Annotated in this window: 29 protein-coding genes and 1 tRNA gene; 24 read left to right on the top strand and 6 right to left on the bottom strand. The window is 66.9% G+C overall.

Translation table 11 applies throughout. The features are described from left to right. The first annotated feature begins 198 nt into the window (after window positions 1-198). From bamA to SBI20_RS14600, 18 genes are all read left to right on the top strand, one after another. Entirely contained in the window at window positions 199-2,874 is a 2,676-nt protein-coding gene (gene bamA / locus SBI20_RS14515) for an outer membrane protein assembly factor BamA (RefSeq protein WP_411911564.1), read from the top strand. Continuing rightward, a complete protein-coding gene (locus SBI20_RS14520; RefSeq protein ID WP_317975684.1) occupies window positions 2,874-3,560 on the top strand; it encodes an OmpH/Skp family outer membrane protein in 687 nt (228 codons plus the stop codon). Before bamA ends, SBI20_RS14520 begins: the two co-directional genes overlap by 1 nt. A gap of 23 nt (window positions 3,561-3,583) precedes the next feature. Further along, window positions 3,584-4,048 carry a 3-hydroxyacyl-ACP dehydratase FabZ gene (gene fabZ, locus SBI20_RS14525; protein WP_317975685.1) on the top strand — a complete coding sequence of 155 codons (465 nt, stop codon included), beginning with the start codon at window positions 3,584-3,586 and terminating at the stop codon, window positions 4,046-4,048. A 107-nt stretch (window positions 4,049-4,155) separates the two neighbouring features. Next, window positions 4,156-4,386: a 50S ribosomal protein L31 gene (rpmE, locus tag SBI20_RS14530; protein ID WP_191324140.1), complete on the top strand. Its 231-nt coding sequence runs from the start codon at window positions 4,156-4,158 to the stop codon at window positions 4,384-4,386. Between the two features lie 153 nt (window positions 4,387-4,539). Next, window positions 4,540-5,034 (top strand): MarR family winged helix-turn-helix transcriptional regulator, encoded by a 495-nt coding sequence (locus tag SBI20_RS14535; RefSeq protein ID WP_317975686.1) that lies wholly within the window; start codon window positions 4,540-4,542, stop codon window positions 5,032-5,034. 283 nt (window positions 5,035-5,317) lie between these two features. Next, entirely contained in the window at window positions 5,318-5,809 is a 492-nt protein-coding gene (locus tag SBI20_RS14540; RefSeq protein ID WP_317975687.1) for a GspH/FimT family pseudopilin, read from the top strand. Continuing rightward, a complete protein-coding gene (gspI, locus tag SBI20_RS14545) occupies window positions 5,806-6,210 on the top strand; it encodes a type II secretion system minor pseudopilin GspI (protein WP_317975688.1) in 405 nt (134 codons plus the stop codon). Before SBI20_RS14540 ends, gspI begins: the two co-directional genes overlap by 4 nt. Continuing rightward, window positions 6,207-6,830: a type II secretion system protein GspJ gene (locus SBI20_RS14550; RefSeq protein WP_317975689.1), complete on the top strand. Its 624-nt coding sequence runs from the start codon at window positions 6,207-6,209 to the stop codon at window positions 6,828-6,830. The genes gspI and SBI20_RS14550 overlap by 4 nt, the downstream gene beginning before the upstream one ends. Then, on the top strand, window positions 6,830-7,768 hold the full coding sequence (gene gspK / locus SBI20_RS14555) for a type II secretion system minor pseudopilin GspK (RefSeq protein WP_317975690.1): 939 nt from the start codon (window positions 6,830-6,832) through the stop codon (window positions 7,766-7,768). The genes SBI20_RS14550 and gspK overlap by 1 nt, the downstream gene beginning before the upstream one ends. 129 nt (window positions 7,769-7,897) lie before the next feature. Then, window positions 7,898-7,974 (top strand) — tRNA-His (locus tag SBI20_RS14560). 209 nt (window positions 7,975-8,183) lie between these two features. Next, window positions 8,184-8,912, top strand: a complete 729-nt coding sequence (gene ccmC / locus SBI20_RS14565) for a heme ABC transporter permease CcmC (RefSeq protein ID WP_317975691.1) — start codon at window positions 8,184-8,186, stop codon at window positions 8,910-8,912. A 42-nt stretch (window positions 8,913-8,954) separates the two neighbouring features. After that, window positions 8,955-9,110, top strand: a complete 156-nt coding sequence (locus SBI20_RS14570) for a hypothetical protein (protein ID WP_317975692.1) — start codon at window positions 8,955-8,957, stop codon at window positions 9,108-9,110. Next, window positions 9,107-9,559, top strand: a complete 453-nt coding sequence (gene ccmE, locus SBI20_RS14575; RefSeq protein WP_317975693.1) for a cytochrome c maturation protein CcmE — start codon at window positions 9,107-9,109, stop codon at window positions 9,557-9,559. Before SBI20_RS14570 ends, ccmE begins: the two co-directional genes overlap by 4 nt. Next, window positions 9,556-11,499 (top strand): heme lyase CcmF/NrfE family subunit, encoded by a 1,944-nt coding sequence (locus SBI20_RS14580; RefSeq protein WP_317975694.1) that lies wholly within the window; start codon window positions 9,556-9,558, stop codon window positions 11,497-11,499. Before ccmE ends, SBI20_RS14580 begins: the two co-directional genes overlap by 4 nt. Continuing rightward, window positions 11,496-12,116 (top strand): DsbE family thiol:disulfide interchange protein, encoded by a 621-nt coding sequence (locus tag SBI20_RS14585; protein WP_317975695.1) that lies wholly within the window; start codon window positions 11,496-11,498, stop codon window positions 12,114-12,116. Before SBI20_RS14580 ends, SBI20_RS14585 begins: the two co-directional genes overlap by 4 nt. Then, the gene (locus SBI20_RS14590) at window positions 12,113-12,559 is read left to right on the top strand and encodes a cytochrome c-type biogenesis protein (protein ID WP_317975696.1); all 447 of its coding nucleotides are present in this window, start codon (window positions 12,113-12,115) and stop codon (window positions 12,557-12,559) included. The genes SBI20_RS14585 and SBI20_RS14590 overlap by 4 nt, the downstream gene beginning before the upstream one ends. Further along, on the top strand, window positions 12,556-13,275 hold the full coding sequence (locus tag SBI20_RS14595; RefSeq protein ID WP_317975697.1) for a tetratricopeptide repeat protein: 720 nt from the start codon (window positions 12,556-12,558) through the stop codon (window positions 13,273-13,275). Before SBI20_RS14590 ends, SBI20_RS14595 begins: the two co-directional genes overlap by 4 nt. Before the next feature lie 161 nt (window positions 13,276-13,436). Next, window positions 13,437-15,446 (top strand): potassium transporter Kup, encoded by a 2,010-nt coding sequence (locus tag SBI20_RS14600; protein ID WP_411911531.1) that lies wholly within the window; start codon window positions 13,437-13,439, stop codon window positions 15,444-15,446. Window positions 15,447-15,519: 73 nt separating this feature from the next. Here the strand turns inward: SBI20_RS14600 and SBI20_RS14605 are convergent, their stop codons facing one another. From SBI20_RS14605 to SBI20_RS14630, 6 genes are all read right to left on the bottom strand, one after another. After that, window positions 15,520-15,870: a hypothetical protein gene (locus tag SBI20_RS14605; protein ID WP_317975698.1), complete on the bottom strand. Its 351-nt coding sequence runs from the start codon at window positions 15,868-15,870 to the stop codon at window positions 15,520-15,522. Between the two features lie 71 nt (window positions 15,871-15,941). After that, window positions 15,942-16,607, bottom strand: a complete 666-nt coding sequence (locus SBI20_RS14610; RefSeq protein WP_317975699.1) for an inner membrane-spanning protein YciB — start codon at window positions 16,605-16,607, stop codon at window positions 15,942-15,944. Beyond that, a complete protein-coding gene (gene ftsY, locus SBI20_RS14615; protein ID WP_317975700.1) occupies window positions 16,604-17,530 on the bottom strand; it encodes a signal recognition particle-docking protein FtsY in 927 nt (308 codons plus the stop codon). The genes SBI20_RS14610 and ftsY overlap by 4 nt, the downstream gene beginning before the upstream one ends. Next, window positions 17,527-18,720, bottom strand: coding sequence for a MiaB/RimO family radical SAM methylthiotransferase (locus tag SBI20_RS14620; RefSeq protein ID WP_317975701.1), 1,194 nt, complete (start codon window positions 18,718-18,720; stop codon window positions 17,527-17,529). The genes ftsY and SBI20_RS14620 overlap by 4 nt, the downstream gene beginning before the upstream one ends. A gap of 14 nt (window positions 18,721-18,734) precedes the next feature. Further along, window positions 18,735-19,556: a diaminopimelate epimerase gene (dapF, locus tag SBI20_RS14625; protein WP_317975702.1), complete on the bottom strand. Its 822-nt coding sequence runs from the start codon at window positions 19,554-19,556 to the stop codon at window positions 18,735-18,737. Window positions 19,557-19,599: 43 nt separating this feature from the next. Continuing rightward, the gene (locus tag SBI20_RS14630) at window positions 19,600-21,306 is read right to left on the bottom strand and encodes a putative bifunctional diguanylate cyclase/phosphodiesterase (protein WP_317975703.1); all 1,707 of its coding nucleotides are present in this window, start codon (window positions 21,304-21,306) and stop codon (window positions 19,600-19,602) included. A 404-nt stretch (window positions 21,307-21,710) separates the two neighbouring features. Between SBI20_RS14630 and ffh the strand changes: the two genes are divergently transcribed. The 6 genes from ffh (at window position 21,711) to rplS (ending at window position 25,814) form a co-directional block, all read left to right on the top strand. After that, entirely contained in the window at window positions 21,711-23,207 is a 1,497-nt protein-coding gene (gene ffh / locus SBI20_RS14635; RefSeq protein ID WP_317975704.1) for a signal recognition particle protein, read from the top strand. Between the two features lie 38 nt (window positions 23,208-23,245). Then, a complete protein-coding gene (rpsP, locus tag SBI20_RS14640) occupies window positions 23,246-23,632 on the top strand; it encodes a 30S ribosomal protein S16 (protein ID WP_317975705.1) in 387 nt (128 codons plus the stop codon). A gap of 15 nt (window positions 23,633-23,647) precedes the next feature. After that, a complete protein-coding gene (gene rimM / locus SBI20_RS14645) occupies window positions 23,648-24,136 on the top strand; it encodes a ribosome maturation factor RimM (protein ID WP_317975706.1) in 489 nt (162 codons plus the stop codon). A 62-nt stretch (window positions 24,137-24,198) separates the two neighbouring features. Beyond that, a complete protein-coding gene (locus SBI20_RS14650; protein ID WP_317975707.1) occupies window positions 24,199-24,558 on the top strand; it encodes a hypothetical protein in 360 nt (119 codons plus the stop codon). Beyond that, window positions 24,555-25,430: a tRNA (guanosine(37)-N1)-methyltransferase TrmD gene (gene trmD, locus SBI20_RS14655; RefSeq protein WP_317975708.1), complete on the top strand. Its 876-nt coding sequence runs from the start codon at window positions 24,555-24,557 to the stop codon at window positions 25,428-25,430. Before SBI20_RS14650 ends, trmD begins: the two co-directional genes overlap by 4 nt. Before the next feature lie 3 nt (window positions 25,431-25,433). After that, complete coding sequence (gene rplS / locus SBI20_RS14660; protein WP_317975709.1) at window positions 25,434-25,814, top strand: 50S ribosomal protein L19; 381 nt, start codon at window positions 25,434-25,436, stop codon at window positions 25,812-25,814. Window positions 25,815-25,851 lie beyond the last annotated feature (37 nt).

Raw genomic sequence — 25,851 nt, forward strand, 5'->3', positions numbered from 1 at the left:
GGAGCAGGGTGGCCCTTTGGCATTTTCCACAGGATGCGGGGGTAATGCGCTGCCCGGCAGCATGCTTGCTTGATTGGTTGAACGGCATCGGGCACAGGGCTGCGGTCGCCGTATTGCGGGAGTTTGGGTCGGATTCTCCGATCCGGTGACTTTCGCTGCGGTGAAGTGATGCGAATTCAGACGGGATGGCGCTTGGTGATGATTGAACGGTACACGAGCCTGACCGCCCCCGCCGCTGCGCGGGCTTCCAGCATGGCGGTTGCGTTGCTGGCGTCTTCGGCGCTGGCATCGACGGCTCTGGCTCAGGCGCCGGTGAAGGCATCGGCCAAGCGGGCTGCCAAGGCTGTGGCGCCCGGGGCCGCCCCTGCGTCTGCTGCGGTGCCTTCATCCACCGCAGAGGGCACGCCCCCGGCGGCTTCTGCCGAACCTGCCCAGCAGGTCAACTCGATCACCATCGAGGGCGCCCAGCGCCTCGAAGCCGATACGATCCGTTCCTATATCCGCCTGCGCGAGGGCGACCGCTACACGCAGGCCGCCGCCGACCAGGTGCTCAAGGACCTGTTCGCCACCGAACTCTTCTCCGATGTGCAGGTCCGCAACAAGGCGGGCGCGGTGACCATTCAGGTCAAGGAAAACCCGGTCGTCAACCGCATCATCCTTGAGGGCAACAAGCGCCTCAAGGAAGACAAGATCCTCCCCGAGATCAAGCTCTCGGCGCGCCAGATCTTCACCCGTTCCAAGGTCCGCGCCGACGTTTCGCGCATCATCGAACTCTACAAGCGCCAGGGCCGCTTTGCCGCCTCGGTCGAGCCCAAGATGGTCATGCTCGACCAGAACCGCGTCGACATCGTCTTCGAGATCACCGAAGGGCCCAAGTCCAAGGTCCGCCAGATCAACATCATCGGCAACAAGGAATTCAGCGACACGGTCCTGCGTTCCGAGATGGTGACCAAGCAGGCCCGCGCGTTCCGTCTGTTCTCCTCGGGCACCAGCTACGATCCCGATCGCCTCGCCTTCGACCAGCAGAAGCTGCGCCAGTTCTATCTGACCAACGGCTATGCCGACTTCCGCGTGGTCTCGGCCGTCGCCGAGCTGACGCCCGACAAGAAGGACTTCATCATCACGTATGTGGTGGAGGAAGGGAAGCGGTACAAGTTCGGCGACATCAAGGTCGACAGCCAGCTGCGCGAGATCGACGGCGACAAGCTTGTCACCAAGCTGCCGATGAAGCCGGGCGACTGGTACAACGCCAAGATGGTCGAGGACACCGTCGACAGCCTGAGCGAGACGGCAGGCAGCCTCGGCTATGCTTTCGCCAACGTGCAGCCCGACTTCGCGCGGAACAAGGATGACCTGACCATGGGCATCAACTTCCGCATCGCGGAAGCGCCGCGTGTCTATGTCGAGCGGGTCGACGTCAACGGCAACTCGCTGACGCAGGACAAGGTGATCCGCCGCGAGTTCCGCCTGGCCGAAGGCGACGCGTTCAACTCGTTCCAGATCAAGCGCTCGTCCAACCGCATCAAGTCGCTCGGCTACTTCCAGGAGAAGTTCGAGGTCGAGCAGAAGCCCGGCTCCTCGCCCGACCGTGTCGCGCTCGAAGCCAATGTCGAGGAAAAGCCCACCGGCGAACTCCAGCTCTCGGCCGGTTTTTCGAGCCTCGAAAGCTTCATCTTCCAGGCCTCGATCCGCCAGAACAACTTCCGCGGGCGCGGGCAGACGGTCGGCCTCTCGGTCGACTATTCGTACTACTCGCGCAGTGTCCAGGTCAGCTTTGTCGAGCCTTACCTGTTCGACAAGAACGTCTCGCTGGGCGTCGATCTCTACCGGCGCGACTACAACAGCTTCAACTACCTGAACTCCAACCGCAACACGACCTACCAGCAGACCACCACTGGCTTCCAGATCCGCGCCGGTGTACCGCTGACCGAATATATGTCGATGATTGCTCGCTACACGTTCAACATCGACGACGTGTCGCTCGACCAGAGCACCTACTACCTCAATGGCGAGTGCAGCCCGCTGCTGGCCGGTCGCTACCTGTGCGATGCGCTGGGCCACCGCACCAGCTCGATCTTCGGCCTCTCGCTGGTGGGCGACACGCTCGACAACCGCATGCACCCGACCAAGGGCATGTCGTGGACGCTGAGCGGCGACGTGGCCGGGCCGGGCGGGTCGGTGCGCTATGCCCGCGTGACGGCCAATGCCTCGCGCTTCTGGGCGATGGGCCATGGTTTCGTGTTCAGCCTGCGCGGCGAGGGCGGGGCGATCGCTCCGCTGGCCAGCCGCTCCAACGATCCGGCCATCGATGACGTGCGCCTGACCGACCGCTTCTTCCTGGGTCAGCCCCAGATGCGCGGCTTCGACATTCGCGGGGTGGGCCCGCGTGTGCTGCGCAAGTACTACAACCGCAATTCGGACGGAACCTTCGGCGCCATCACCACCAGCCGCAACTCCTGGTCGGACGACGCGCTGGGCGGCCGGTACTACTACATCGGGCACGCCGAAATGGAGATTCCGCTGGGTGCGGGCGCGCGCGAAATGGGCCTGCGTCCCTCGATCTTCGTCGACGCCGGTGCAGTCTGGGGCGTGGCCAAGCCGAACACCAGTTCGGGCGTGGTGCTCTATACCGATGCGGTTACCGGCAAGATCACGACATCGGCCAGTGCCTCGAACGGCACGGCCAACGCCACTTACCAGAAGTACGACGAAGTCTACGTCGGCAATTCGCCGCAGCCGCGCATTTCGGTCGGCATCGGCGTCAACTGGAACTCGCCTTTCGGGCCGTTCCGGATCGACTTCGCCAAGGTCTTGAAAAAGGTCGATGGCGACGACACCCAGCCCATTACTTTCAACGTGGGAACCCAGTTCTGATGAAACTCCGCATTGCCTCGGCCCTGATCGCGGGCCTGATGATCTCGGCTGCCCCGGCTGCCATGGCCCAGACCCCTGCCGCTTCGACCGGCCCCGTCGCCAATGGTCTGGCCTTTGCCAACCCTTCGGCCATCGTCGGCTCGTCGGCTGCCTATCAGGCCGCCCAGCAGCAGCGCCCGGTGACCTACAAGGCCCAGATCGACCAGGCCAACACCCGCAGCGCCCAGATCAACGCCCAGCTCAAGCCGCTGGCCGAAAAGTTCCAGGCGGACCAGAAGAACCCCAAGGCCGACCGCGCCGCGCTTCAGGCCCAGCTCGAACAGATCCAGCAGATCCAGGACGACGGCAAGCGCGAGATCCAGCAGATCCTCGAACCGCTGAGCCTCTCGGAACAGTACGTGATCGAGCAGATCAGCGACAAGCTCTCGGACGCCACGCAGCGCGCCATGACCAAGCGCAAGGCGACCATCGTGCTCGACGTTCAGAGCATCGTGAAGGCCGACCCTTCGGCCAACATCAGCCAGGACATCCTGACCGAACTCAACGCGCTGATCCCCACCGCCCAGCTCGTGCCGCCCGCCGGCTGGCTGCCGCGCGCCCAGCGTGAACAGCAGGCCCAGCAGCAGGCCCAGCAGGCCGCCGCCCAGCAGCAGCCGGCCGGCGCCAAGCCGCCCGTGGGCCGCTGAAGACCGGCACGCAGGATCTGACGATGACCGAGGAAGTGCAGGACGCACCGCTGTCGTTCGACGTGACCAAGGTGATGGCGGCGCTGCCCCATCGCTATCCGCTGTTGCTGGTCGACCGCGTGGTTTCGCTCACCGTGGGTGAGCGGATCCATGCGATCAAGGCCGTGACCATGAACGAGCAGTTCTTCCAGGGACACTTCCCCGGTCGTCCGATCATGCCCGGCGTGCTCCAGATCGAGGCGCTGGCCCAGGCGGCCGGCGTGCTGGCGGTGGAGACGCTCGGTCTGGCCGGGACGGGCAAGCTGGTCTATTTCATGGCCATCGAGGAAGCCAAGTTCCGCACCCCTGTGGAACCGGGCTGCCTGCTCGACCTCCATGTCGAGTTCACGCAGAAGCGTTCGCGCGTGTGCAAGTTCGCGGGCAAGGCCATGCTCGGCGACAAGATCGCCACCGAGTGCAGCTTCACCGCGATGATCGCCGACAGCTGACTTGCTGACTCGACAAGCGTCGCCCTTTCGCTTAAGGGCGCCGCTTTCGAGATTCCCTTACGTTTCCCAGCTGCCGGTCGGAACCGGCGGTTTATCGGAGCAGTCCCATGAAGGCCAACATCCACCCCGACTACCACTTCATCAAGGTGCAGATGACCGACGGCACCGTGTTCGAAACCCGCTCCACCTGGGGCAAGGAAGGCGACACGCTGGCTCTCGACATCGACCCCACCTCGCACCCGGCGTGGACCGGTGGCAACCAGCGTCTGCTGGACCAGGGCGGCCGCGTTGCCCAGTTCAACAAGCGCTTCGGTGGCCTCACCCTCAAGAAGGGCTGAGCCGCCCGCTGTGTCCGGGCCGGTATCCTTGCGATGCGGCCCGACAGGCAGGAGACAGGAAAGGGCGGCTCCGGCCGCCCTTTTTCGTGTTCGCAGGACATTTCATGCGCCCGGCGCCTTGCCTTGGCCGGGTGTGTTCATCAAGGTAAGTCCATGGTCGACAGTTCGCTTTCCCCGTCTTCATCCGGCCCTCAGGCCTCGGGTGGTGGCCGTCTGCTCGCCAATTCGGTCGAGCAGTTGCTCGGCTACCAGTTGCGCCGGGCTTCGGCGGTCATGATGGCCGATCTGGCGCGCGAACTGGGCGATTTCGAACTGCGTCCGGCTGAAGTGACCGCGCTGCTGGTCGTTTCCGAAAATCCCGCCTGCTCGCAGACCGAAGTGGGGCAGACGCTGGGGATCAAGCGCGCCAACATGGTGCCGATCGTCTCGCGCCTGATGGAACGCGGGCTGGTCGACCGCGAGAGGGCCGACGGACGCAGCCATGCCTTGCGCGTGACGGAGGCCGGCGCGGCGCTCGTGCGCGAGGCGCAGGCCAGGATCCAGCGTCACGAACAGCGCTTTTCCGCCCTGCTCGACCCGGCGGTGCTGGAGGCCCTGTTCAAGGCCCTGCCGCTCATCCGCGCCCAGCGTGACGAAGAAGAAAGCTGACATGTGCGGCCATGCGCAACATGGCCCCGGTGTTCGTCCCCTTTGCAATTTTTTAAAAAACAGAAAATCAAGATATTAAACCGGGGGCCATCGCCCCCGGACCCCCGGGAACTGGCGCTGGTTGCCATACTCGACATGGCCAGAAGCACGACCCCATCCAAAGATAATGGGGTGCAGGGGGCCCTGCCCCCTGCGGTATTCCTTCTCTTCCTTTCTCTCCATTGCCTCGAAAGCGGACCTTGCCCGGCTTGTGGCCGCGCGGGGCTGGCGACACTCTGCGGCCATGGTGCTTTCGGGACGGGACGCGGGGTTCTCGCTGGTCGAGTTGATGGTCGTGCTGGCCATTGCCGGGCTGGCTGCCTCGGCGGTGGTGCTGTCCTTTTCGCGGGGGGATGGGCTCGCCCGGTCGGAGGGGCAGCGTCTGGCTGCGCGTCTGGGCGCGGCGCGTGATGCGGCGGTGATCGGCGGGCAGCCCATGGCGGTCGATGTCGATCCGCTGGGCTATGCCTTTTCGCGCCGGGCAGGCGGTGTCTGGGCCAAGCCGGGGGAGGCTTCGTTGCAGGCAAGGGCCTGGCCTGCGGGGCTGGTGATCCGGCTCGATGGGGGGCAGGACCATCGCCGGGTGATCTTCGATGGCATGGGCATGGCCAGCGCGGCGATGACCATCCGGCTTGCGCCGCAGGGGCGCGAATCCGCCAATCGGGATTCGGGCGGCGTGGCTGTCGTGCTCGCGCGCGACGGAGAGGTCTCGCTTTCGGGGGGCTCCGCGCCATGAGGGGGGCACCTGCCGTGGTTCCGGGTGGGCCTGTTCCCGTGCTGGCTGTCCCCGTGCCCAACGGGTTTTCCCTGATCGAGGTGCTGGTGGCGCTTACCGTATTTGCCGTGGCGGCTCTGGCGCTGCTGCGGCTGACGGCGGTGGGTTTGCAGGGTAGTGGCGACCTCGACCGGCGCCTGCTGCGCGAGGTTGTGGCGGGCAATCTGGCCGCGCAGTGGAGCACTGATCCCGTGCTGGCGGGTGATGGTGAGGGCGAACTGGTCAATGCCGGGCGGCGCTTCGTCTGGCAGCGCAAGGTGGTGCGCGACCATGGGGTGGCGGTCGCGCGGATCGTGGTGCGTCTGGCCGATGCGCCGGGGGAGGCAGCGCTGGTCCGCGCGGCGCGGCTGTCGGGGCCATGAGAAAGAGCGGGGAAAGGGCGCGGCGCGCGGCGCGCAGCGCGGGGTTCTCGCTGGTCGAGATGCTGGTGGCGCTGGGCATTCTCGCGCTGCTGGCCCTTGCGGGAATCGACCTCTTGCGCGGGACCGTGGCGAGCGAGCAGGTCTTGCTGCGCCATGATGGCGAGGCGGCAAGGCTGCGGCGGTTCACCGCGCTCTGGCGGGCCGATCTGGCGCAGGCGCAGGCCCTGGGCACGCGCGATGCGGAAGGAGCCCCGGTTCCGGCCTTTCGCGTGGGCGGGGCGGGCGGGCTCGTGCAACTGGTGCGCGGTGGTCGGCCCAATCCCGAGGGGCTGGCGCGTGGTCCTCTCGAAAAGCTGGTCTGGCGCTGGGACGGGCAGGCGCTGGTGCGGGTGGCCTTTGAACAGCCCGATGGCGGCGCCCCGGACGAGGCGCTGGCGGTTCTGCCGCTGGCCAGCGCGCCGCGCCTGTGGGTGCGCGACAGGGCGGGGGTCTGGCGCGCCGTGGGCGATCAGGGATGGACGGCACCACCCGATGGCCTGCCGCTGGCGATGCAGATCGAACTGCGCCCGGCGGGGCTGGCGGGCCCCTTGCGGCTGATCGTGCCGGTCGGGTGTCCTTGATGGCAGACTTGTGGGAAGGCCGGAAACGCCAGGATGAGCGGGGGGCGGCCTTGCTGGCGGTTCTGCTGCTGGTGGCGGTCATGGCCATCGTGGCGGCGATGATGCTCGACCGGCTCGGGCTGGCGACCGGCCTTGCCGCCAATGCCGAGGCGCAAGGGGCCGCGCAGCGGGCGCTGGCCGAGGGGGAGGCGCGCGTTCTGGCAGGCCTTGCCGACGGGAGCGTGGCGTCGGGGGAAGGGCAATGGGCCGTGCCGCGCGGGGCCATCGTCTGGCGCGTGGGGCCGGGGGGCAATTGCTTCAACGTCAATGCGCTGGTTCTGGCCCAGCCCGATGGCAGCCTGCGCGCCCGCCCGGCGGGGCTGATGGAGGCGCGCACGCTGATGGTTTCGCTGGGTATCGGGGCGGGGCAGGCGGGCGCGCTCGCCGATGCCATGGCCGACTGGATCGACAGCGATTCGCAAAGCCTGCCGCAAGGGGCGGAAGATTCGGTCTATCTCGCCTCGGCGCATCCCTATCGGACGGCGGGGCGCCCGCTGGTCGATGTGGGCGAGCTGCGCGCGGTGCGCGGGATGACGCCCGCCTTGCAGGCCCGTCTGGCGCCATGGCTTTGCGCCTTGCCCGAGGTGGGCACTTCGCCGGTCGCGCTGGCCTCGTTGCGCGCGGGGCAGGGGCGGCTGCTGGCGATGTTCGCGCCCGAGGTCTTGCCGCTCGCGCGGGCCGAGCGGATGATTGGCCAGCCGATCGGGCAGGGGGGGACCGGCCCCGAGGGCCTTCCCGGATTCGCGCCGGACGAGGTGGTGACGCAGGATCGCTGGCTGCGTGCGCGGATCGAGGCGCGCATCGATGGCCGCGTGTTGGGGGAAGACGTGCTGATCGATGGGGGGCAGGATCGCCCGAAAATCGTCGCGCGGGCCTGGGGCGAGGCGGCGGATCGCTGAAAAAGTTTTCCACGGATGCAAGTTTTCGCTTCCCAAGCCCGGCTTATTGTTGCAAGGGCGCTCACCCGCACCGAGCACTTGTGAAAGGCACGGACGGGGATACGGAAAAGCCCTTTGGGCACCGTTGTGGCGATCGTAGCTCAGTTGGTTAGAGCGCCGGTTTGTGGTACCGGAGGTCGAGGGTTCGAACCCCTTCGATCGCCCCATTTCTCTTGATCGACAAGATCGCGGCCTTTGCGAAAGGCAAGGCCGCCAGCGCGCATGGCGCGGTTTTTATCCCCCTTCCCAAGGCCTTCTCATCCCAAAGGCGTATGGTCCGTTTCGGCTGTTTCGCTTGCCCTCGTTCGGGCGCGATGGCACAGCGAAGCAAGGGGCCGGGAACAGCCGGACGGTCAGGGTCAACGAATTTATCGCCATGCACGGTTTTGCCAATCCAGCCCGGTTTTTGCGGTTCGCCCGCTGGTTGACACCACTTCTGCTCGGACTGGGGCTGGTCCTTGCGTTCGGTGCGCTGGCCTGGGGCCTGTTCGTGGTCCCGCCCGACCAGTTGCAGGGCCAGACCGTGCGGATCATGTTCATCCACGTGCCCTGCGCCTGGCTGGGCATGGCCGGGTGGAGCACGATTGCGGTTTCCAGCATCGTCGAACTGGTCTGGCGCCATCCGCTTTCGGCCATCGCTGCGCGCGCCGCAGCCGTGCCGGGGGCGGCGTTCACGGCGCTATGCCTGATCACCGGCTCGATCTGGGCACGGCCCACCTGGGGCACTTGGTGGGTCTGGGACGGACGGCTGACCAGCTTCCTGATCCTGCTGTTCCTCTATTTCGGCTATATCGCGCTGGCGGGCGCGGCGCAGCGCGATGCGGCGGCGGGCGGCGGGGCCAGCCGGGTGACCGCCATTTTCGGGCTGGTCGGCGCGATCAACATCCCGATCATCAACCGCTCGGTGGTCTGGTGGAACAGCCTGCACCAGCCCGCCTCGATCACATTTGGCAAATCGGCCATTGATCCGGCCTTCCTCTGGCCGCTGCTGGTGGCGGCGCTGGGCTTCTCGTGCATCTTCGGCGGGGTCGTGCTGGCGCGGATGCGCACGCTTCTGGCGCAGATCCAGGCCGAGGCCCGGTTGCGCCGCAAGGCGATGGCCTGATCTCCCGTCTGACCCCCATGCGAGTATGGACAATCGATTATCATGCATGAACGGCTGGACCAATGGCACTATGTGGCCGCAGCATTGACCATCGGGGTGGCCGGAACGCTGCTGCTGGTGGGCTGGACGCTCTGGGCGATGGTGCGCGCCGAGCGCCGCCGCGACGCCGCACGCAATAAGGGCAAGAGGGACAGATGAGCGCGATCAAGGCCAAGCATCAGCGACTGGTTCTGCTGGTCATTGCGCTCGCCGCGCTGGTTGGCGCGGGGCTGCTGGCAGCCTGGGCGCTCTCCAAACAGGCCAGCTATTTCTATGTGCCCAGCGATCTGGTCGCCCATCCGCCCGAACAGGGGCGCGCGGTGCGTCTGGGGGGCATGGTCGAGAAAGGCTCGATCCGCACGATGCCCGACGGGGTGACAATCCATTTCATCGTCGGCGATGGCAAGGCGCGCGTGCCGGTGCGCTTTTCGGGGATCACCCCGGATCTTTTCGTCGAAGGCTCGGGCGTTGTGGCCGAAGGGCGCATGGAAGGACAAACGTTTGTGGCCGACAACCTCCTGGCCAAGCATGACGAGAAATATGTGCCGCGCGAAATGAAGGACATGACCTCGGCCCAGGCCAAGGCCGTGGTGGCCGACACGAAATGATCGCCGAGCTGGGTCTGGCCGCCCTGTGGATGGCCGCCGCGCTCGCGGCATTGCAACTGATTGCAGGCGCCCTTGCGCTGCGGCCCCGGGGCGCGGCCTTGCGCGGGGTGATCCGCCCTGTGGCGATGATGCAGGGCGTGCTGGTGGCGCTGGCCTTTGCCGCGCTGATCTGGCTGTTCGTCACCACCGACCTTTCGGTCAAGCTCGTTGCCGAGAACAGCCATTCGGCCAAGCCGATGATCTTCAAGATCGCCGGGGCCTGGGGCAACCACGAGGGCTCGATGCTCCTGTGGGTGACGATCATGAGCCTTGGCGGCGCGTTCGTGGCGCTGGTCGAAAAGCGGCTGGCGGAAGACACGCTGATCGCCACGCTGGCCGGGCAGGCTTTCGTCAGCCTCGGGTTCTATGCGTTCCTGCTGCTCTCCTCCAATCCGTTCGAACGCCTGCCCCAGCCCGCGCCCGAAGGGGCCGGGCTCAACCCGCTGTTGCAGGACATCGGCCTCGCGTTCCATCCGCCCACGCTCTACGTGGGCTATGTCGGGCTTTCGATCGCCTTCAGCTTTGCCGTGGGCGCGCTGGTTACCCGCGATGTCGGCCCGGCCTTTGCCCGCGCGATGCGGCCCTGGGTGCTGGGCGCGTGGATTTTCCTGACGCTGGGGATCACGGCGGGCTCGTACTGGGCCTATTACACGCTGGGCTGGGGCGGCTGGTGGTTCTGGGACCCGGTCGAGAACGCCTCGCTGATGCCCTGGCTGGCGGCAACCGCGCTGCTCCATTCGGTGTCGGTGCTGGCCGCGCGCAATGCGTTGCGGGCCTGGACGGTGATGCTGGGCGTGGTGGCGTTCTCGATGTCGATGGTCGGCACGTTCCTTGTGCGTTCGGGCATCCTGACTTCGGTTCATGCCTTCGCCGTCGATCCCACGCGCGGCAGCTTCATCCTGATCCTGCTGGCGATCTATATCGGCGGCGCGCTGCTGCTGTTTGGCCTGCGCGCCAGCACGGTGACCGAGGGCGCGCGCTTTGCTTTCGTCAGCCGCGAGGCGAGCCTGGTGTTCAACAATGTCATGCTCTGCGGCATTCTGGGCATCGTGCTGGTGGGCACGCTCTATCCGCTGCTGACCGAGGCGTTCGGGGTCAAGGTTTCGGTCGGGCCGCCCTATTTCAACCCGGTCTCGGCGATCTTCGCCTTTCCGATGATCGTGGTCATGGCCGTGGGGCCGCTCTTGCGCTGGAAGGACGATGGCGCACGCCGCGTGGCGCCGGTTCTGGCGATCCCGGCGCTCGTTGCGCTGGGCGGGGCCGGGGCGGCCTTTGCGGCCCATGTCGCGCTGCTGCCTGCGCTGGGGCTGGGCCTTGGCGGGGGGCTGGCGGTGGCCAGCCTGCTGCCGCTGCGCGGGCGCAATCTGCGACGCACCCCGCTGCCGACCTGGGGCATGGTGATCAGCCATTTCGGCCTCGCGGTCGCGCTGCTGGGCATGGCGAGCGAGGCGGCCTTTTCCATCGAGAAGCTGGCCGCGCTCAATCCGGGCGAGAGCCGTCAGGTCGGGCCCTATGCGCTCAGCCTCGACCGCATCGATCCGGTCGCCGGGCCCAACTGGACCGCGCTTCAGGCCACGGTTTCGGCGCGCTATGCCGGGGGGGCGCCGGTCGTGCTCAACCCGCAGGCGCGCACGTTTGCCAATCCGCCGGGCACGCGCACCGAATCGGCGCTGCTCACGCGCTGGAACGGCCAGCTCTATGTCGTGCTGGGTGAAGAGGGCGAGGACGGGCGCTGGCAGATGCGCTTCTGGTGGAAGCCGTTCGTGCCCTTGATCTGGCTGGGGGGCCTGCTGGTGGGCTTTGGCGGGTTGCTCGCGCTGATCGGGCGCGTGGCGCGCGACGTGAAGCGGCTGGTGGCGGTCGACAAGATCGCGTTCCGGCGGGAAAGGCAGGGGCGATGAGCGAACCTTTGAAAACGGGTGCGCAAGGCCCTGCGCCGCATCACCCCGCGCCCCGACGCCCCGCGCTGGCGGTCTGGTTGCCGCTGGTCCTGTTCACGGCCTTTCTGGCGCTGGTGATCTATGGCCTTGTCCGGCCCGGCGACCGCGAGGTGGCCAGCACGTTCATCGGCAAGCCGCTGCCCGCCTTCGACCTGCCGCCCGGCAGCGACGAGCGGCCCGGCCTCGACAGCGCGCATTTTGCCAGTGGTCATCCGCGCCTGCTCAATGTCTTTGCCTCGTGGTGCGTGCCCTGCATCGCCGAATCGCCGCAACTGGCGCAATTGGCCGCTGCCGGGGTGGAGATCGACGGCGTGGCGATCCGCGACCGCAAGGACGATCTGGCCCGCTTCCTCCTTGCGAATGGCAATCCCTATGCCCGCATCGGCAAGGACGACCTGAGCAAGGTGCAGATGGGCATCGGCTCGTCCGGCGTGCCCGAGACCTTCGTTGTCGATGCCCATGGCGTGATCCGCTACCAGCACATCGGCGCGATCATGCCCGATGACGTGGCGATGATCCTGGGCAAGCTGAAGGAGGCCGGCCTGAAGAATGCCGGGCTCAAGGAGGCCGAGAAGTGAGCGCGCGCCGTCTCGTGGGTCTGGCTGCGGTGTTTGCGCTGGCGACAGGAGCACCCGTGCTGGCGCAGGACAGCCTGCCGCCCGCGCCCTATGCCTATCGCCAGCTCGACGATCCGGCGCAGGAGGCCAAGGCGCAGGCGCTGATGGAAACGCTGCGCTGTCTCAAGTGCCAGAGCCAGTCGATTGCCGATTCCGACGCCTCGATGGCGGGCGACATGCGCAACGAGGTGCGCCAGCGCATCGCCAAAGGGGAAGACCCCGAGGCGATCCGCCAGTGGCTGATCGCGCGCTATGGCGACTATGTGACCTATACCCCGCAGGTAAAGCCGCTGACCTGGCCGCTGTTCGCCGCACCGGTGGTGTTTCTGGGGCTGGCCGCGCTCCTGCTGCGGGGCCGTTTCCGGCGCACCCGCACGCGTGCCGGTGGCGGAGAGAAAGCATGATCTGGGTTTTGATTCTGGGGCTGGCCGCGCTGGCGTTTGGCGCGATGGTGCTGGCCCTGCGCCTGCCGCGCAGCGGCTGGGAAGTGACCGGGGCGGCGCTGTTGCTGGGGCTGGCAGGCTATGCCGTGCAGGGGCATCCCGGCTTGCCCGGCGCGCCCACGCCGCCTGCCGAAACCCCGCAACTGGCCGATGCCGCGCTGATCAAGGAGCGCCAGCAGATGGGCGAGGCCTTTGGCAAGGGGCAGGCCTGGCTGATCATGGCCGATGCGCTGACCCGTCAGGGCCAGTTTCGCGCCGCCGCCGACCTGCTGGGCAAGGCCGCGCGCGCCAATCCCGACGATGCCGATATTCAGGTGGCGCTCGGCAATGCGCTGGTCGGCCACAGCGAGGGGCTGATCACGCCTGCCGCCCAGTTCGCGTTCCGCCGTGCGGCGGCCATCGCGCCCGATCATCCGGGCCCGCCGTTCTTCATGGGGCTGGCGCTGGCACAGTCGGGCCGGCTGGCCGCCGCGCGCGCGATGTGGGCCGATCTGCTGCGCAAGGCCCCTGCCGACGCGCCGTATCGCGCGGATTTGGCCCTGCGCCTGCAACGGCTCGACCAATTGATCGCGGCCAGTGGACAAGCGCCAGCGACAAGTGGTGAACACGCGAAAGTCCCCGAAAGTACGCCGTCAGAGCCGGCTGCCCCGGCCTCGAATGCTGCAAGTGCGAAATAGATTTGGTCGGGATGGGCTTTGTGCCCGTCTTCAGTCACCATTGCTTCATGTTGGGCGCCGGTGCTAAGCGCGGCTCGATTCGGCGGCTTTGCAGGCTGTTGAAGGATTGTTGATACCAGATTGTGGTTTGAGGGCCGTTGTGGCCTGGGGGCAGCTTTGCCATGAACAATGCCGAAGGTGATGCAGAAGGCGCAGGGGGCTCGACCGCTGCTGTCGGCGCTGCGGGAACGAAAGGCACTGGCCAGGCGGGATCATCCCCGGCGGCTGCTGCGGAAGCCGAATCCGTTTCGGGCGATCACGGGGGCCATCATGGCCACGATGCCAGCCTGCTCAAGATGGCCATGGGCGCGGTGGGGGTCGTCTTTGGCGACATCGGCACCAGCCCGCTCTATGCCTTGCGCGACACGTTTGCCGGGCACCACCGGCTCCCGCTCGACCAGACGCACATCTACGGCATCGTCAGCCTGATGTTCTGGTCGATGATGATCATCGTGACGCTCAAGTACGTCACCGTGATCATGCGGGCCGACAACAAGGGCGAGGGCGGCAGCCTGGCCCTGCTCGCGCTGATCAACCAGCACACGGCGGGCAAGCGCTGGGGACGCGGGATCGTCCTGCTCGGGGTCTTTGCCACGGCGCTGTTCTATGGCGATTCGATGATCACCCCGGCGGTTTCGGTCATGGGCGCGATGGAAGGCCTCGCGGTCTACCAGCCGAGCATGCAGGTCTGGGTCGTGCCGATGGTGGTGACGATCCTGATCGGGCTGTTCCTGATCCAGCGGCGCGGGACCGAGCGCGTGGCGACCTTCTTCGGGCCGATCATGCTGCTCTATTTTGGCACGATCGCCGTGCTCGGGCTGGTCAGCATCGTGTCGCTGCCCGGCGTGATCCTTGCGCTCAGCCCGCATCATGCGGTGGCGATGTTCGCGGCCGATCCGTTCCGGGGCTTCCTCGCGATGGGCGCGGCGGTTCTGGCGGTGACGGGCGCCGAGGCGCTCTATGCCGACATGGGCCATTTCGGGCGCAACCCGATCCGCATCTCGTGGCTGGCGCTGGTGCTGCCCGCGCTCGTGCTCAACTATCTGGGGCAGGCCTCGCTGCTGATGCGCGAAGGGCAGGCCGCGCTGGTCAGCCCGTTCTATTATCTCGCGCCCGACTGGTTCCAGTGGCCCTTGCTGATCATTGCCAGCCTTGCGGCGGTGATCGCCAGCCAGGCGGTGATCTCGGGCGCGTTCTCGGTCACGCGGCAGGCGATCCAGCTCGGCTTCATCCCGCGCATGACGATCCATTATACCAGTGTCTCGGCGGGGCAGATCTACATTCCGGTGATCAACACCGCGCTGATGGTGGCGGTGGTCCTGCTGGTGCTGGTGTTCCGCCATTCCTCGAACCTGACCTCGGCCTATGGCATCGCGGTGACCGGGGCGATGATGATCGACAACGTCCTGCTGGGCGTGGTGCTGGTCAAGCTGTGGAACTGGCGCCCGGTGCTGGCTGGCGGGTTGCTCGCGCTCTTCTTCGCGATCGACCTTGGCTATCTGGGGGCGAACCTCACCAAGATCCCCGATGGCGGCTGGGTGCCGCTGGCCATGGGGATCAGCATCTTCACGCTGCTGACCACCTGGTCGCGCGGGCGGGCGCTGATGCGCGCGGGGATGGCCGAAGGGTCGATCCCGCTGGAGGTCTTCACCAAGTCGGCCCATTCGAGCGCCGCGCGCGTGGCGGGCACGGCGATCTTCATGGCTTCGGCCTCCAATGGCGTGCCCTCGGCGCTGCTGCACAACATCAAGCACAACAAGGTGCTGCATGACCGGGTGGTGATCCTGACCGTGCAGATTCAGGACGTGCCCTATGTCGACGGGGCCGAGCGCGCGGACGTCAAGGATTTCGGCAACGGGTTCTACCGTCTCAAGCTGCGCTTCGGGTTCCTTGAGGAGACCGACGTTCCCGCCGCGCTGCGCACGGTGACGACGTGCGGCACGCCGTTCGACATGATGAAGACCAGCTTCTTCCTCTCGCGCCAGACGCTGATCCCGTCCGACAAGCCGGGCATGGCGATCTGGCGGGAAAAGCTGTTTGCCTGGATGCTGCGCAATGCCGCCGGGGCGATGGAGTTCTTCCGCCTGCCGACCAACCGCGTGGTCGAACTGGGCAGCCAGCTCAAAATCTGACACGTCTTTTCAAGGGAAGACGCGCAAACGCCCGGATGCCCGCAGGGGCTTTCCGGGCGTTGTCGTGTGTGGGTTACTGCTTGAGCGCGGCGTCGGCCTCGTTGGCACCCTGCTTGACCCGGTTGCCGAACCGGTCGGCGGCGACACTGGCCTTGTCGGCTGCCTTGTCGATCTTGTGGCCGGCTTCATCGGCGGCCTTGTCAGCCGCCTTGCTGGCGTCGTCGAAAGCCTTCGAGGCGGCATCCGAGACCGAATCGGCCGCCTTGTCGGCAGCCGCGCCAGCCTTTTCGGCGGCCCGGCCTGCATCGTCGGCGGCGGAACTGGCCGCAGCATCGGCCTGATCCTGGGTCTTTTGCGAGCAGGCCGACAGCCCGGCCCCGGCCAGCAGCATCAGGGCAGGGGCGGCAAGAATGGAACGGCGCATGTATCCTTCACTCCCGGTTGTGGGTTCGTGAAGCGGGTAACGCGCACGCGGTTCAGGCGGTTCCCCGTGGTTCAGTCGTGCGGGGTGATGGTCTCGTCGTCGCGGACCTCTTCGCCGCCAAGGCCATGGCGCAGCAGCATCGGGATCTGCGCAAACGTGAACAGGAACGAGAGCGCGCTCACGCCCCACAGCTTGGCGCTGAGCCAGCCGTCGAACGAGAGGGTGTGGCGCAGCACTTCGTTGAGCCCGGCCAGAAACAGGAAGAACCACGCCCAGTTGCGCGAGAGCTTGCGCCAGCCCGCCTCGTCGAGGCCGTCGAACGCGCTTTGCAGCAGCATCCGCAAGACCGCCTTGCCGCGCGCGAGGCCCGCGAACAGGGCCCCTGCAAACAGCAGGTAGATCACCGTCGGCTTGATCTGGATCCAGAACGGATCGCCCAGAAACACCGTGAGCGTGCCAAAGCCCATGATCAGCACGGTCGAAAGCCAGAGCATCGGCGAAATCCGCCCCAGCCGCCACTTCGAGACGATGAGTGCGACGACCGTGGCGACCATGAAGGCCACCGTGCTCTTGGTGATCGCCACCACCGCGCCCACTTCGACGCCCGTGCCCGTCCCCTTGGGCGGGCTGAACTGGCGATAGGCGAGGAAGAAGACCAGCAGCGGGCCATAGTCGACCGCGAGGTTGACCCAGGAACTCTTGGGCGCGCTCTTGGGCCTGGTGGTGTTCGTGGTCACTGGAAGACCCCTGCGATGACCTTGGCCAGCAGGTCCGGGTCGAACGGGCGCAAGTCGTCGATGGTCTCGCCAACGCCGATGGCGTGGATCGGCAGGCCATATTGCTCGGCGGCGGCCACCAGCACGCCGCCGCGCGCGGTGCCATCGAGCTTGGTCATGATCAGGCCCGAGACGCCCGCCACATCCTTGAAGATCTCGATCTGCTGAAGCGCGTTCTGCCCGTTGGTGGCATCGAGCACGAGGACGACATCGTGCGGGGCCTCGGGGTTGAGGCGGCCCAGAACACGGCGGACCTTGGCCAGCTCGTCCATCAGTTCGCGCTTGTTGTGCAGGCGCCCGGCGGTGTCGACGATCAGCACGTCGGTGCCCTTGTCGGTCGCCGCCTTGACCGCGTCGAACACGACCGAGGCCGGGTCGCCCCCTTCAGGGCCGGTCACGATGGGGACGCCAAGGCGCTCGGCCCAGACCTTGAGCTGGCCGATGGCCGCCGCGCGGAAGGTGTCGCCCGCGGCCAGCATCACCGAATAGTCGAGTTCCTGGAACAGGTGGGCGAGCTTGGCGATCGTCGTCGTCTTGCCCGAGCCGTTGACCCCGATGACGAGGATCACCTGCGGGCGGGGGAAGGCCACGATGTCGAGCGGCTTGGCCACCGGGCGCAGGATCGCGGCGATCTCGTCGGCCACGGCCTGGCGCAAGGTGGTGTCGTCGAGCCCTTCCTCGAAGCGGGCCGAGGCCAGCCGCGCGCGGATGCGGGCCGCTGCGCGCGGGCCGAGGTCCGACATGATCAGCGCGTCTTCCAGATCGTCGAGCTGGGTCTCGGTCAGCCGGGTCGAGCCGCCAAAGCCCGCCAGGTTGCCGGCCAGACGCTCCGACGTCTTGCGGAAGCCGCCCAACAGGCGATCCGACCAGCTGTCGCTACTCATGCCAGCATTCCTTCTTCGATTCCCGTGGGTGTCAGCGTGACGAGGGTGCCCGGCGCCGTGCCGGGGGGCAGGCGATAGGGCGCAAAGTGTGGGCCATGGCCGCTGCCGTCGCGTTCGGCAAGCACTTGCGCGGGGATTCCCACCAGCGAGGCGAGCCAGCGCGCGCGTTCTTGCGCGACGGCTTCGCGCAAGTGCGCTGCGCGTTCGCGCACGAGGGCCGGGTCTACCTGCGGCATGCGCGCGGCGGGCGTGCCGGGGCGCGGCGAATAGGGAAAGACATGGCCATGGACGATTCGCGCCTCGCGCACGATCGAGAGCGTGTCGGCGTGGTGCGCGTCGTCTTCGGTCGGGAACCCGGCGATGAGGTCGGCGCCGATGGCGATTTCGGGGCGGCGGGCGTGGAGCGTGGCGACCAGATCGAGCGCCTGCGCGCGGGTGTGGCGGCGCTTCATCCGCTTGAGCACCATGTCTGCCCCCGATTGCAGCGAGAGGTGGACATGGGGCATCACGCGCGGGTTTTCGCAGAGCAGGGCGAGCAGGGTCTCGTCGATTTCCACCCCGTCCACAGAGGAGAGGCGCAGGCGCGGCAATTCCGGGAAGGCGCGCAGGATCGCGGCGACCAGTTCGCCGAGGCGGGGCGCATCGGGAAGATCGGCACCCCAGCTCGTCAGGTCGATGCCCGAAAGGACGACTTCGTGGACGCCGAGCGCCAGATGGCTTTCGACCGTGCGCAGGACATCGGCGACCGGGGCCGAGCGGCTGGCCCCGCGCCCTTGCGGGATCACGCAGAACGTGCAGGCATGGTCGCAGCCGTTCTGGACCGGCACGAAGGCGCGGGTGTGGTGCGCCGAAGGGGCGCGCGGGGGCGGGGCGGGCACTTGCCAGCGCGCGGGGTCGAGCTTGGCGCTGTTGGGGATCACCCCGTCCACTTCGTCCATCGCGGCAAAGCCGGAGGCGTCGATGGTGGCCGCGCAGCCGGTCACGATCAGGCGGGCCTCGGGATGGTCGCGGCGCAGGCGGCGCACCGCGCGGCGCGACTGGCTGACGGCCTGCGCGGTAACGGCGCAGGAATTGACCACGACCGTGTGCCCGCCGTCGGTTTCGAGCAGGGCGCGAATCGATTCGCTTTCGGCCAGGTTCATCCGGCAGCCCAGCGTCACGACCTGAGCGGGCGCACTCTCCCGGCTCATCGGCGCAGACGGCCTCAGAGCGGGTAGCGGGCGTCGTCGAAGGCGCCCTCGAAGCTGGTCGTGGCCGGGCCCGTCATCAGGATCGTGCCGCTGTTCTGCCAGTCGATCCGCAAGGGGCCGCCGGGCAGCTCGACCGTGACGCTGCGGCCCGTCAACTTGCGGCGCATGGCCGCGATGGCCGTGGCGCAGGCGCCCGTGCCGCAGGCCCGCGTCAGCCCGGCGCCGCGTTCCCACACGCGCAGGCGCAAGTGGTCGGGGCCGATCAGGCTGGCGACATTGACGTTCACGCGCTCGGGGAATACCGGGTCGTTCTCGATGACCGGGCCCAGCCGGGCGAGGTCCACCGCATCGGCATCGGGCACGAAGAACACCGCATGGGGGTTGCCGACATTGACCGCCACCGGGTTTTCAAGGGTTTCCCAGCCCAGCGGCATGGCCAGCGTGTCCATTGCATAGGCGAGCGGGATCGCGTCCCAGTCGAACCGGGGGGCGCCCATGTCGACGGCGATGCCGCTGTTCGTGGCATGGGCTTCGAGCAGGCCGCCGCCGGTCTCGATCCGGGTGTGCCCGGCGTGCTCGGGGGCGAGCAGGAGGCCGATCGCGCGCGTGGCATTGCCACAGGCGCCCACTTCGCTGCCGTCGGGGTTGAAGATGCGCATCTTCACATCGGCGCGTTCGGACGGTTCGAGCACGATCAACTGGTCGCAGCCGATGCCGGTGTTCCGGTCGGCCAGCGCACTAGCGCGCGCCGCCGATATCGCCAGCGGCTCGACGCGCGCGTCGATCACCACGAAATCGTTGCCCAGGCCGTGCATCTTGAGAAAGGGAATGCGCATCGGCGCGATCTAGGCGCCAAGAGGCGCGTGCGCAAGGCAGGCCTCAGGCGCGGCGGGCCTGATCCGGTTCGGGCGCGGTGGAAGGCGCGGAGGAAACGGGGGGCGAAACCAGCGCGGGGGCGGGCTGGGTGAGGGCAGGGGCGAGCAGGCCCTGCTCGGCCAGCGCGGTGCGCACGGCGCTGGCGGGCTGGGGCTGGCCATAGAGATAGCCCTGTCCCTTGAACGAGCCGAGCTTGCGCAATTCGGCCAGCACTGCGTCGGAGGCGATCCCCTCGGCGGTGAGCGGAAGGCGCAGGCCCTTGCCCAGCGAGGTGATCGCGCTGACGATCGTGGCGCTGTCCTGACAGGAATCGAGCGTGGAGACGAAGCTGCGGTCGATCTTGATCCGGTCGAAGGGCAGCGAGCGCAGTTGCGCGATCGAGCTGTAGCCGGTGCCGAAATCGTCGAGGCTGATGCCGATGCCCTGGTTCTTGAGGCTGGCGACCAGCGAGCGGACGACCGGCAGGTTTTCGTGCAGGCAGGTCTCGGTGATCTCGATGTCGAGGCGGTGGGCCGGGAAATTCGTCTCCACCAGCAATTTGAGCATGCGCTGGGCAAACCATGGGTCGCGCAACTGCATCGGCGAGATGTTGACCGAGAGCGTGAGCGAGGGATCCCATTCGCGCGCGTCGATCAGGGCCTGACGGATCAGGCATTCCGAGAGCGGCGCGATCAGGCCGATTTCCTCGGCCACGGGAATGAACACGTCGGGTGCGATCAGGCCGTAGCGCGGCGAATGCCAGCGGGCGAGCATCTCGAATCCGGTCAGGCGGCCGGTATCGAGATCGATCTGCTTTTCGTAATAGGGCACGAATTCCCCGCGCGGGATGCCCTCGCGGATGCCGGTTTCCAGTTCCGCGCGGAAGCGCAGTTCCTTTTCCATCGTCGGCTCGAACCACGCATAGCGCCCGCGTCCGCAGCTCTTGGCGTAATACATCGCCAGATCGGCAAAGTGCTGGAGCTGGCTGGCCACTTGCGGCGAGGGGGTCTGGGGCGCGATGTCGGGCGTGTCGCTGCGGGCCAGCCCGAGCGAGCCGGACACTTCGACCGCGTGTCCGGCAAGGCTGATCGGTTCGGACAGCGTGACCAGCAACTGCTCGGCCATCAGTTCGACCGTCTCGGGATGGGCGGCCTCGAAGGGAAGCGCGCAGGTGAACTCGTCGCCCCCGATGCGCGCGATGATCGCCTCCTCGGGCAGGATCGCGCGCAGGCGGCTGGCGGTTTCGACCAGCACCGCGTCGCCCATCTGGTGGCCGTGAAGGTCGTTGGCGCGCTTGAACTTGTCGAGATCGAGCACGAGCAGGGCGACGGCCTTGTCCTGGCTGCGGGCTTCCTCGACAAGCGCGGTAATGGCGCCATCGAGGCTGCGCCGGTTGAGGCAGCCGGTCAGCGGATCGGTATAGGCGAGTTGACGGGCCGCGTCCTCGGCCTTGCGCCGCTCGCGCACTTCGGCGGTCAACTCGGCATAGCGGCGCCAGCCGAAGATGATCAGCGCGATGTTGAGCAGCAAGGCGTTGGACAGGACCGCATCAGCCGGCACGCCACCGAACAGCAGGTGGTGGAGTGTGCGGGGCAGCACGGTTGCGCCCGAACTGACAAACAGAATGAGGGCGGCCACGATGATCCCCAGCGCCACGATGTCGCGCTCTGCCCGGTGGGTTCCGGCGGGCGCACGCGCAGCGGTGCCGTTCGTGTCTGCGGGACTCGTCATGCGGGGGAAGATCCGATGGTCTGTTGTCTGGAATGGCCCTTGTCTACGTAAGCCATCTTAAAATATCAGTTAACAGTTCGCATGGCGTGGTTAATTATATTCACCATGTTGCCGGGCGGAGAAGGGGGTGTCGGGGGGGCGAAGCGGCATTCGCCTTCTCCCCGGCGAATTTCGAATCAGGGCGCGATGAGAGGGCTTGCAAAGGGGGTGCTTGCAAAGGGGATGGGGGCACGGTAAAGGCCCCGCCAGACGTATTTCGGGATTCGCCCGAGGTATGTCGTGATTTTTGGTTTTGTACGCCCCCGCTCTTTCGGCAAGGCGCACGCTGGTCGGCGAGGTTTCGCCCACCGGCGTTTTTCGCGTTCTGGAAGGCCGGGCTGGTTTTGGCAATGTAGGAGCTGCGCGTGTTCGACAGTCTTTCCGACCGGCTTGGCGGCGTCTTCGACCGCCTGCGCGGACGCGGCGCGCTTCAGGAAGAAGACGTCCGCGCCGCCATGCGCGAAGTGCGCATCGCCCTGCTGGAGGCCGACGTGGCCCTGCCGGTGGTGCGCCGCTTCGTCGACCGCGTCACCGAGGAGGCCGTGGGCCAGTCGGTGCTCAAGTCGGTCACGCCCGGCCAGCAGGTCGTCAAGATCGTCAACGATGCGCTGGTCGAGATGCTCGGCAGCGAGGCCGCCGATCTCGATCTGAACGCGGCCCCGCCGGTCGTGATCATGATGGTCGGCCTTCAGGGCTCGGGCAAGACGACCAGCACCGCCAAGATCGGCAAGCTGCTGAAGGAAAAGCGCGGCAAGAAGGTGATGATGGCGTCGCTCGACGTCAATCGCCCCGCCGCGCAGGAACAGCTTCGCGTTCTGGGTGAACAGGTTGGCGTGGCTACCCTGCCGATCGTTCCGGGCCAGTCGCCGGTCGAGATCGCCAGCCGCGCGATGAGTTCGGCCAAGCTGCAGGCGGTCGACGTGCTGCTGCTCGACACCGCGGGCCGCCTCCACGTCGATTCGGCGCTGATGGACGAGATGAAGGCCGTTGCCGCCATCTCGACCCCGCGTGAAACGCTGCTGGTGGTCGACTCGCTGACCGGTCAGGACGCGGTCAACGTGGCGCAGGCCTTTGCCGGCGAGGTCGATCTCACCGGTGTCGTGCTCACCCGCATGGACGGCGACGCCCGCGGGGGCGCCGCGCTCTCGATGCGCGCGGTCACCGGCAAGCCGATCAAGTTTGCCGCGACCGGCGAAAAGCTCGACGCCATCGAGACCTTCCAGCCCGAACGCGTGGCTGGCCGCATCCTGGGCATGGGCGACATCGTCTCGATCGTCGAAAAGGCGGCCGCGACGATCAAGCAGGACGAGGCCGAGAAGCTCGCCGCGCGCATGGCCAAGGGCCAGTTCGACATGAACGACTTGCGCACGCAGCTTCAGCAGATGCAGCGCATGGGCGGCCTTGGCGCGCTGGCCGGGCTGATGCCGGGCATGAAGAAGGCCAAGCAGGCGATGGCCCAGTCGGGCATGGACGACAAGGTCCTGCTCCACATGGACGCGATCATCGGTTCGATGACGGCCAAGGAACGCGCCAAGCCCGAACTGCTCAACGCCAAGCGCAAGATCCGCGTGGCCAAGGGCTCGGGCACGCAAGTGCAGGATGTCAACAAGCTCATCAAGATGCACCAGGAAATGGGCAAGGCGATGAAGCAGATCAAGAAGATGGGCGGGCTCAAGGGCCTTGGCGCCCTCTTCGGCAAGGGCGGCCTTGGTGCAGCCATGCCGGGCCTTGACCAGCAGGCCGGGCCCGGTGGCCTTGGTGGCGCCGGAATGGGCGGTGGCATGGGCGGAATGGGCGGCCTGCCGGGCCTGGGCAGCGGGGGGCTTCCCTCCAATCTGGCCGACCTGCTCAAGAAGAAGTGATTTTCGAAAAATTCCCGGTTTGTTTGAAAGGTAAGTAAATGTCTGTTTCTCTGCGTCTGTCGCGTGGCGGTTCCAAGAAGCGCCCCTACTACAAGATCGTTGCTTCCAACAGCCGCGCACCCCGCGACGGCAAGTATCTGGAGCAGGTCGGCACCTACAACCCGCTGCTCGCCAAGGACGCCGAAGACCGCGTGCGTCTGGTCGAAGACCGCGTGCGCTACTGGCTCGGCGTTGGCGCCCAGCCGACCGACCGCGTTGCCCGTCTGCTCGACAAGGCCGGCATCAAGGAACGCGCCCCCACCAACAACCCGCAGCGCGGCGAACCCGGCAAGAAGGCCAAGGAACGCGCTGAAGACAAGGCTGAAAAGGCCGCAGCGGCTGCTGAAGCCGCGGCTGCTGCCGCTGCCGAGCCGGCTGAAGCCTGAGGCTGACGGAACGGCATGACGCACGATCGTCCGGTCACGCTGGCGGCCATCGCCGGCGCGCATGGTGTGGCCGGCGAGGTGCGCCTCAAGCTGTTCGGTGAGGGCGTGCCCGCCCTGAAGCGCTACAAGGCCTTCAACGGTGGCACGCTCACCCTCGTCAAGCTGCGCGACGACGGCAAGGGCGGGGCGATTGCCCGCTTTGCCGAAGTGACCACGCGCAACGCGGCGGAAGGCCTTCGCTCCACCGCGCTCACCGTCCCCCGCGCGGAGCTGCCGCCGCTGGACGACGGCGAATATTACCATGCCGACCTGATCGGCCTTCCCGCCCATTCGACCGATGGCACCGTGCTGGGCACGTGCGTGGCGGTCGACAATTATGGCGCGGGTGACGTGCTCGACATCGAGCGCCCCGATGGCAAGCGATTCATGGTCCCCATGCGCGAAGAAGCGGTTCCCGAATGGAACGCCCAGCGCCTGGTCATTGACGCGCTCTACGCACAGTAGGATCATCACACCCCCGCCGGGCAGGTATTTCAGCCTCTTGGTGCATGAAACGGGGTGTTGCCGTGGTCCTTGCGATCCTTGTGCTGATCGTTCTGCTGGCCTTGCTGGCGGTTTTCCAGATTCTCGCCATGCGGGTTGTCGCGCGCAACTGGCAGGACTGGTCGCGGGGCAGGCTGGCGTTTGTGGGCGCCTTGCTGGTGCCGGGGGCTTTGGCCACGCTCTGGCTGGTTGGGTATGTTTCGCTGCTGATCTCCGATAGCAACGACAGCCTTGACGACGCGCCCCAGCGGGCGCTGGGGGCCGGATTGCTGCTCGTGGCGGTTATGGCTCTGCTTTCGCTGCCCTCGGGCCTGATCGCGGGCTGGCGCGCGGGGGCAAGCGCGGCTAAGCGGCGCTCTTCCCTGCTGGATCCCTTCGAATGACTTTTCAGGCTGCTGTCCTTACCCTCTATCCCGAGATGTTCCCCGGCCCGCTGGGCGTGAGCCTGGCCGGGCGCGCGCTGGGCGAGGGCAAGTGGTCGCTCGATGCGGTCCAGATTCGCGATTTTGCCAACGACAAGCATCGCACGGTCGACGACACGCCTGCTGGCGGCGGAGCGGGCATGGTGCTGAAGGTCGATGTGCTGGCGCGGGCGATTGATCATGCACGGGAGATGATGGCTCAGACCCCTCCGTCAGGCTTGCTGCCTGACACCTCCCCATTGCATGGGGAGGACCTTGTTGATCCTCCCCATGCAATGGGGAGGGGGACCGCCGACGAAGTCGGTGGTGGAGGGGTCGGTGGTGGAGGGGCTGGAACCATCCCCGTCATCGCCCTGACCCCGCGCGGCAAGCCGCTGACCCAGGCCCGCGTGCGCGAACTGGCGGCAGGCCCGGGCGTGATCCTCGTGTGCGGCCGGTTTGAGGGGTTTGACGAGCGGATTTTCGAGGGCCGTCAGGTCGAGGAAGTCTCGGTCGGCGATATCGTGCTCTCGGGCGGTGAATGTGCCGCGCTGATGCTGCTCGATGCTTGCATTCGGCTGCTTCCCGGCGTAATGGGCGCGGCTTCCAGCGGGCATGAAGAGTCGTTCGAAAACGGGCTTCTCGAATATCCGCACTATACCCGCCCCCAGGAATGGGAAGGGCGCACGATCCCGCAAGTGCTGCGATCGGGGGATCATGCGAAAATCGCGGAGTGGCGGCAACGCCAGTCCGAGGAAGACACACGGTTACGCAGGCCGGATCTTTGGGAGCGTCATGTCGGCGCTCGGGTCCAGTCTGCCTCTGGCGCGCGGCAAAAAGTGCAGGACGTTTGAAAAATGAACCTGATTCAGCAGCTTGAAGCTGAAGCCATCGCCGAATTCAAGGCGAACAAGACCATTCCCGAATTCCGCGCTGGTGACACCGTGCGCGTTGGCGTGCGCGTCGTTGAAGGCGAACGCACCCGCGTTCAGGCTTACGAAGGCGTGGTGATCGCGCGTTCGAACCGTGGCCTCGGCTCGAACTTCACCGTCCGCAAGATCTCGTTCGGCGAAGGCGTGGAACGCGTGTTCCCGCTCTACTCGCCCAACATCGATTCGATTACCGTCGTCCGTCGGGGCGTGGTGCGTCGTGCGAAGCTGTACTACCTTCGCGGCCGCACCGGCAAAAGCGCCCGTATTGCTGAACGGCGCGATGTCCGCGCCGGCCAGGAGGGCTAAAAGCCCGCGCCGCGACACGGAAAAACCCGTAAAGAGG

Origin of the sequence: Novosphingobium sp. IK01 (genome assembly GCF_033242265.1) — a bacterium.
Lineage (GTDB): Bacteria > Pseudomonadota > Alphaproteobacteria > Sphingomonadales > Sphingomonadaceae > Novosphingobium > Novosphingobium pituita.

Coding starts and splice junctions, on each gene's coding strand:
- bamA (WP_411911564.1), top strand. CDS start 199: ATGATTGAACGGTACACGAGCCTGACCGCCCCCGCCGCTGCGCGGGCT.
- SBI20_RS14520 (WP_317975684.1), top strand. CDS start 2,874: ATGAAACTCCGCATTGCCTCGGCCCTGATCGCGGGCCTGATGATCTCG.
- fabZ (WP_317975685.1), top strand. CDS start 3,584: ATGACCGAGGAAGTGCAGGACGCACCGCTGTCGTTCGACGTGACCAAG.
- rpmE (WP_191324140.1), top strand. CDS start 4,156: ATGAAGGCCAACATCCACCCCGACTACCACTTCATCAAGGTGCAGATG.
- SBI20_RS14535 (WP_317975686.1), top strand. CDS start 4,540: ATGGTCGACAGTTCGCTTTCCCCGTCTTCATCCGGCCCTCAGGCCTCG.
- SBI20_RS14540 (WP_317975687.1), top strand. CDS start 5,318: ATGGTGCTTTCGGGACGGGACGCGGGGTTCTCGCTGGTCGAGTTGATG.
- gspI (WP_317975688.1), top strand. CDS start 5,806: ATGAGGGGGGCACCTGCCGTGGTTCCGGGTGGGCCTGTTCCCGTGCTG.
- SBI20_RS14550 (WP_317975689.1), top strand. CDS start 6,207: ATGAGAAAGAGCGGGGAAAGGGCGCGGCGCGCGGCGCGCAGCGCGGGG.
- gspK (WP_317975690.1), top strand. CDS start 6,830: ATGGCAGACTTGTGGGAAGGCCGGAAACGCCAGGATGAGCGGGGGGCG.
- ccmC (WP_317975691.1), top strand. CDS start 8,184: ATGCACGGTTTTGCCAATCCAGCCCGGTTTTTGCGGTTCGCCCGCTGG.
- SBI20_RS14570 (WP_317975692.1), top strand. CDS start 8,955: ATGCATGAACGGCTGGACCAATGGCACTATGTGGCCGCAGCATTGACC.
- ccmE (WP_317975693.1), top strand. CDS start 9,107: ATGAGCGCGATCAAGGCCAAGCATCAGCGACTGGTTCTGCTGGTCATT.
- SBI20_RS14580 (WP_317975694.1), top strand. CDS start 9,556: ATGATCGCCGAGCTGGGTCTGGCCGCCCTGTGGATGGCCGCCGCGCTC.
- SBI20_RS14585 (WP_317975695.1), top strand. CDS start 11,496: ATGAGCGAACCTTTGAAAACGGGTGCGCAAGGCCCTGCGCCGCATCAC.
- SBI20_RS14595 (WP_317975697.1), top strand. CDS start 12,556: ATGATCTGGGTTTTGATTCTGGGGCTGGCCGCGCTGGCGTTTGGCGCG.
- SBI20_RS14600 (WP_411911531.1), top strand. CDS start 13,437: ATGAACAATGCCGAAGGTGATGCAGAAGGCGCAGGGGGCTCGACCGCT.
- SBI20_RS14605 (WP_317975698.1), bottom strand. CDS start 15,870: ATGCGCCGTTCCATTCTTGCCGCCCCTGCCCTGATGCTGCTGGCCGGG.
- ftsY (WP_317975700.1), bottom strand. CDS start 17,530: ATGAGTAGCGACAGCTGGTCGGATCGCCTGTTGGGCGGCTTCCGCAAG.
- SBI20_RS14620 (WP_317975701.1), bottom strand. CDS start 18,720: ATGAGCCGGGAGAGTGCGCCCGCTCAGGTCGTGACGCTGGGCTGCCGG.
- dapF (WP_317975702.1), bottom strand. CDS start 19,556: ATGCGCATTCCCTTTCTCAAGATGCACGGCCTGGGCAACGATTTCGTG.
- SBI20_RS14630 (WP_317975703.1), bottom strand. CDS start 21,306: ATGACGAGTCCCGCAGACACGAACGGCACCGCTGCGCGTGCGCCCGCC.
- rpsP (WP_317975705.1), top strand. CDS start 23,246: ATGTCTGTTTCTCTGCGTCTGTCGCGTGGCGGTTCCAAGAAGCGCCCC.
- rimM (WP_317975706.1), top strand. CDS start 23,648: ATGACGCACGATCGTCCGGTCACGCTGGCGGCCATCGCCGGCGCGCAT.
- trmD (WP_317975708.1), top strand. CDS start 24,555: ATGACTTTTCAGGCTGCTGTCCTTACCCTCTATCCCGAGATGTTCCCC.
- rplS (WP_317975709.1), top strand. CDS start 25,434: ATGAACCTGATTCAGCAGCTTGAAGCTGAAGCCATCGCCGAATTCAAG.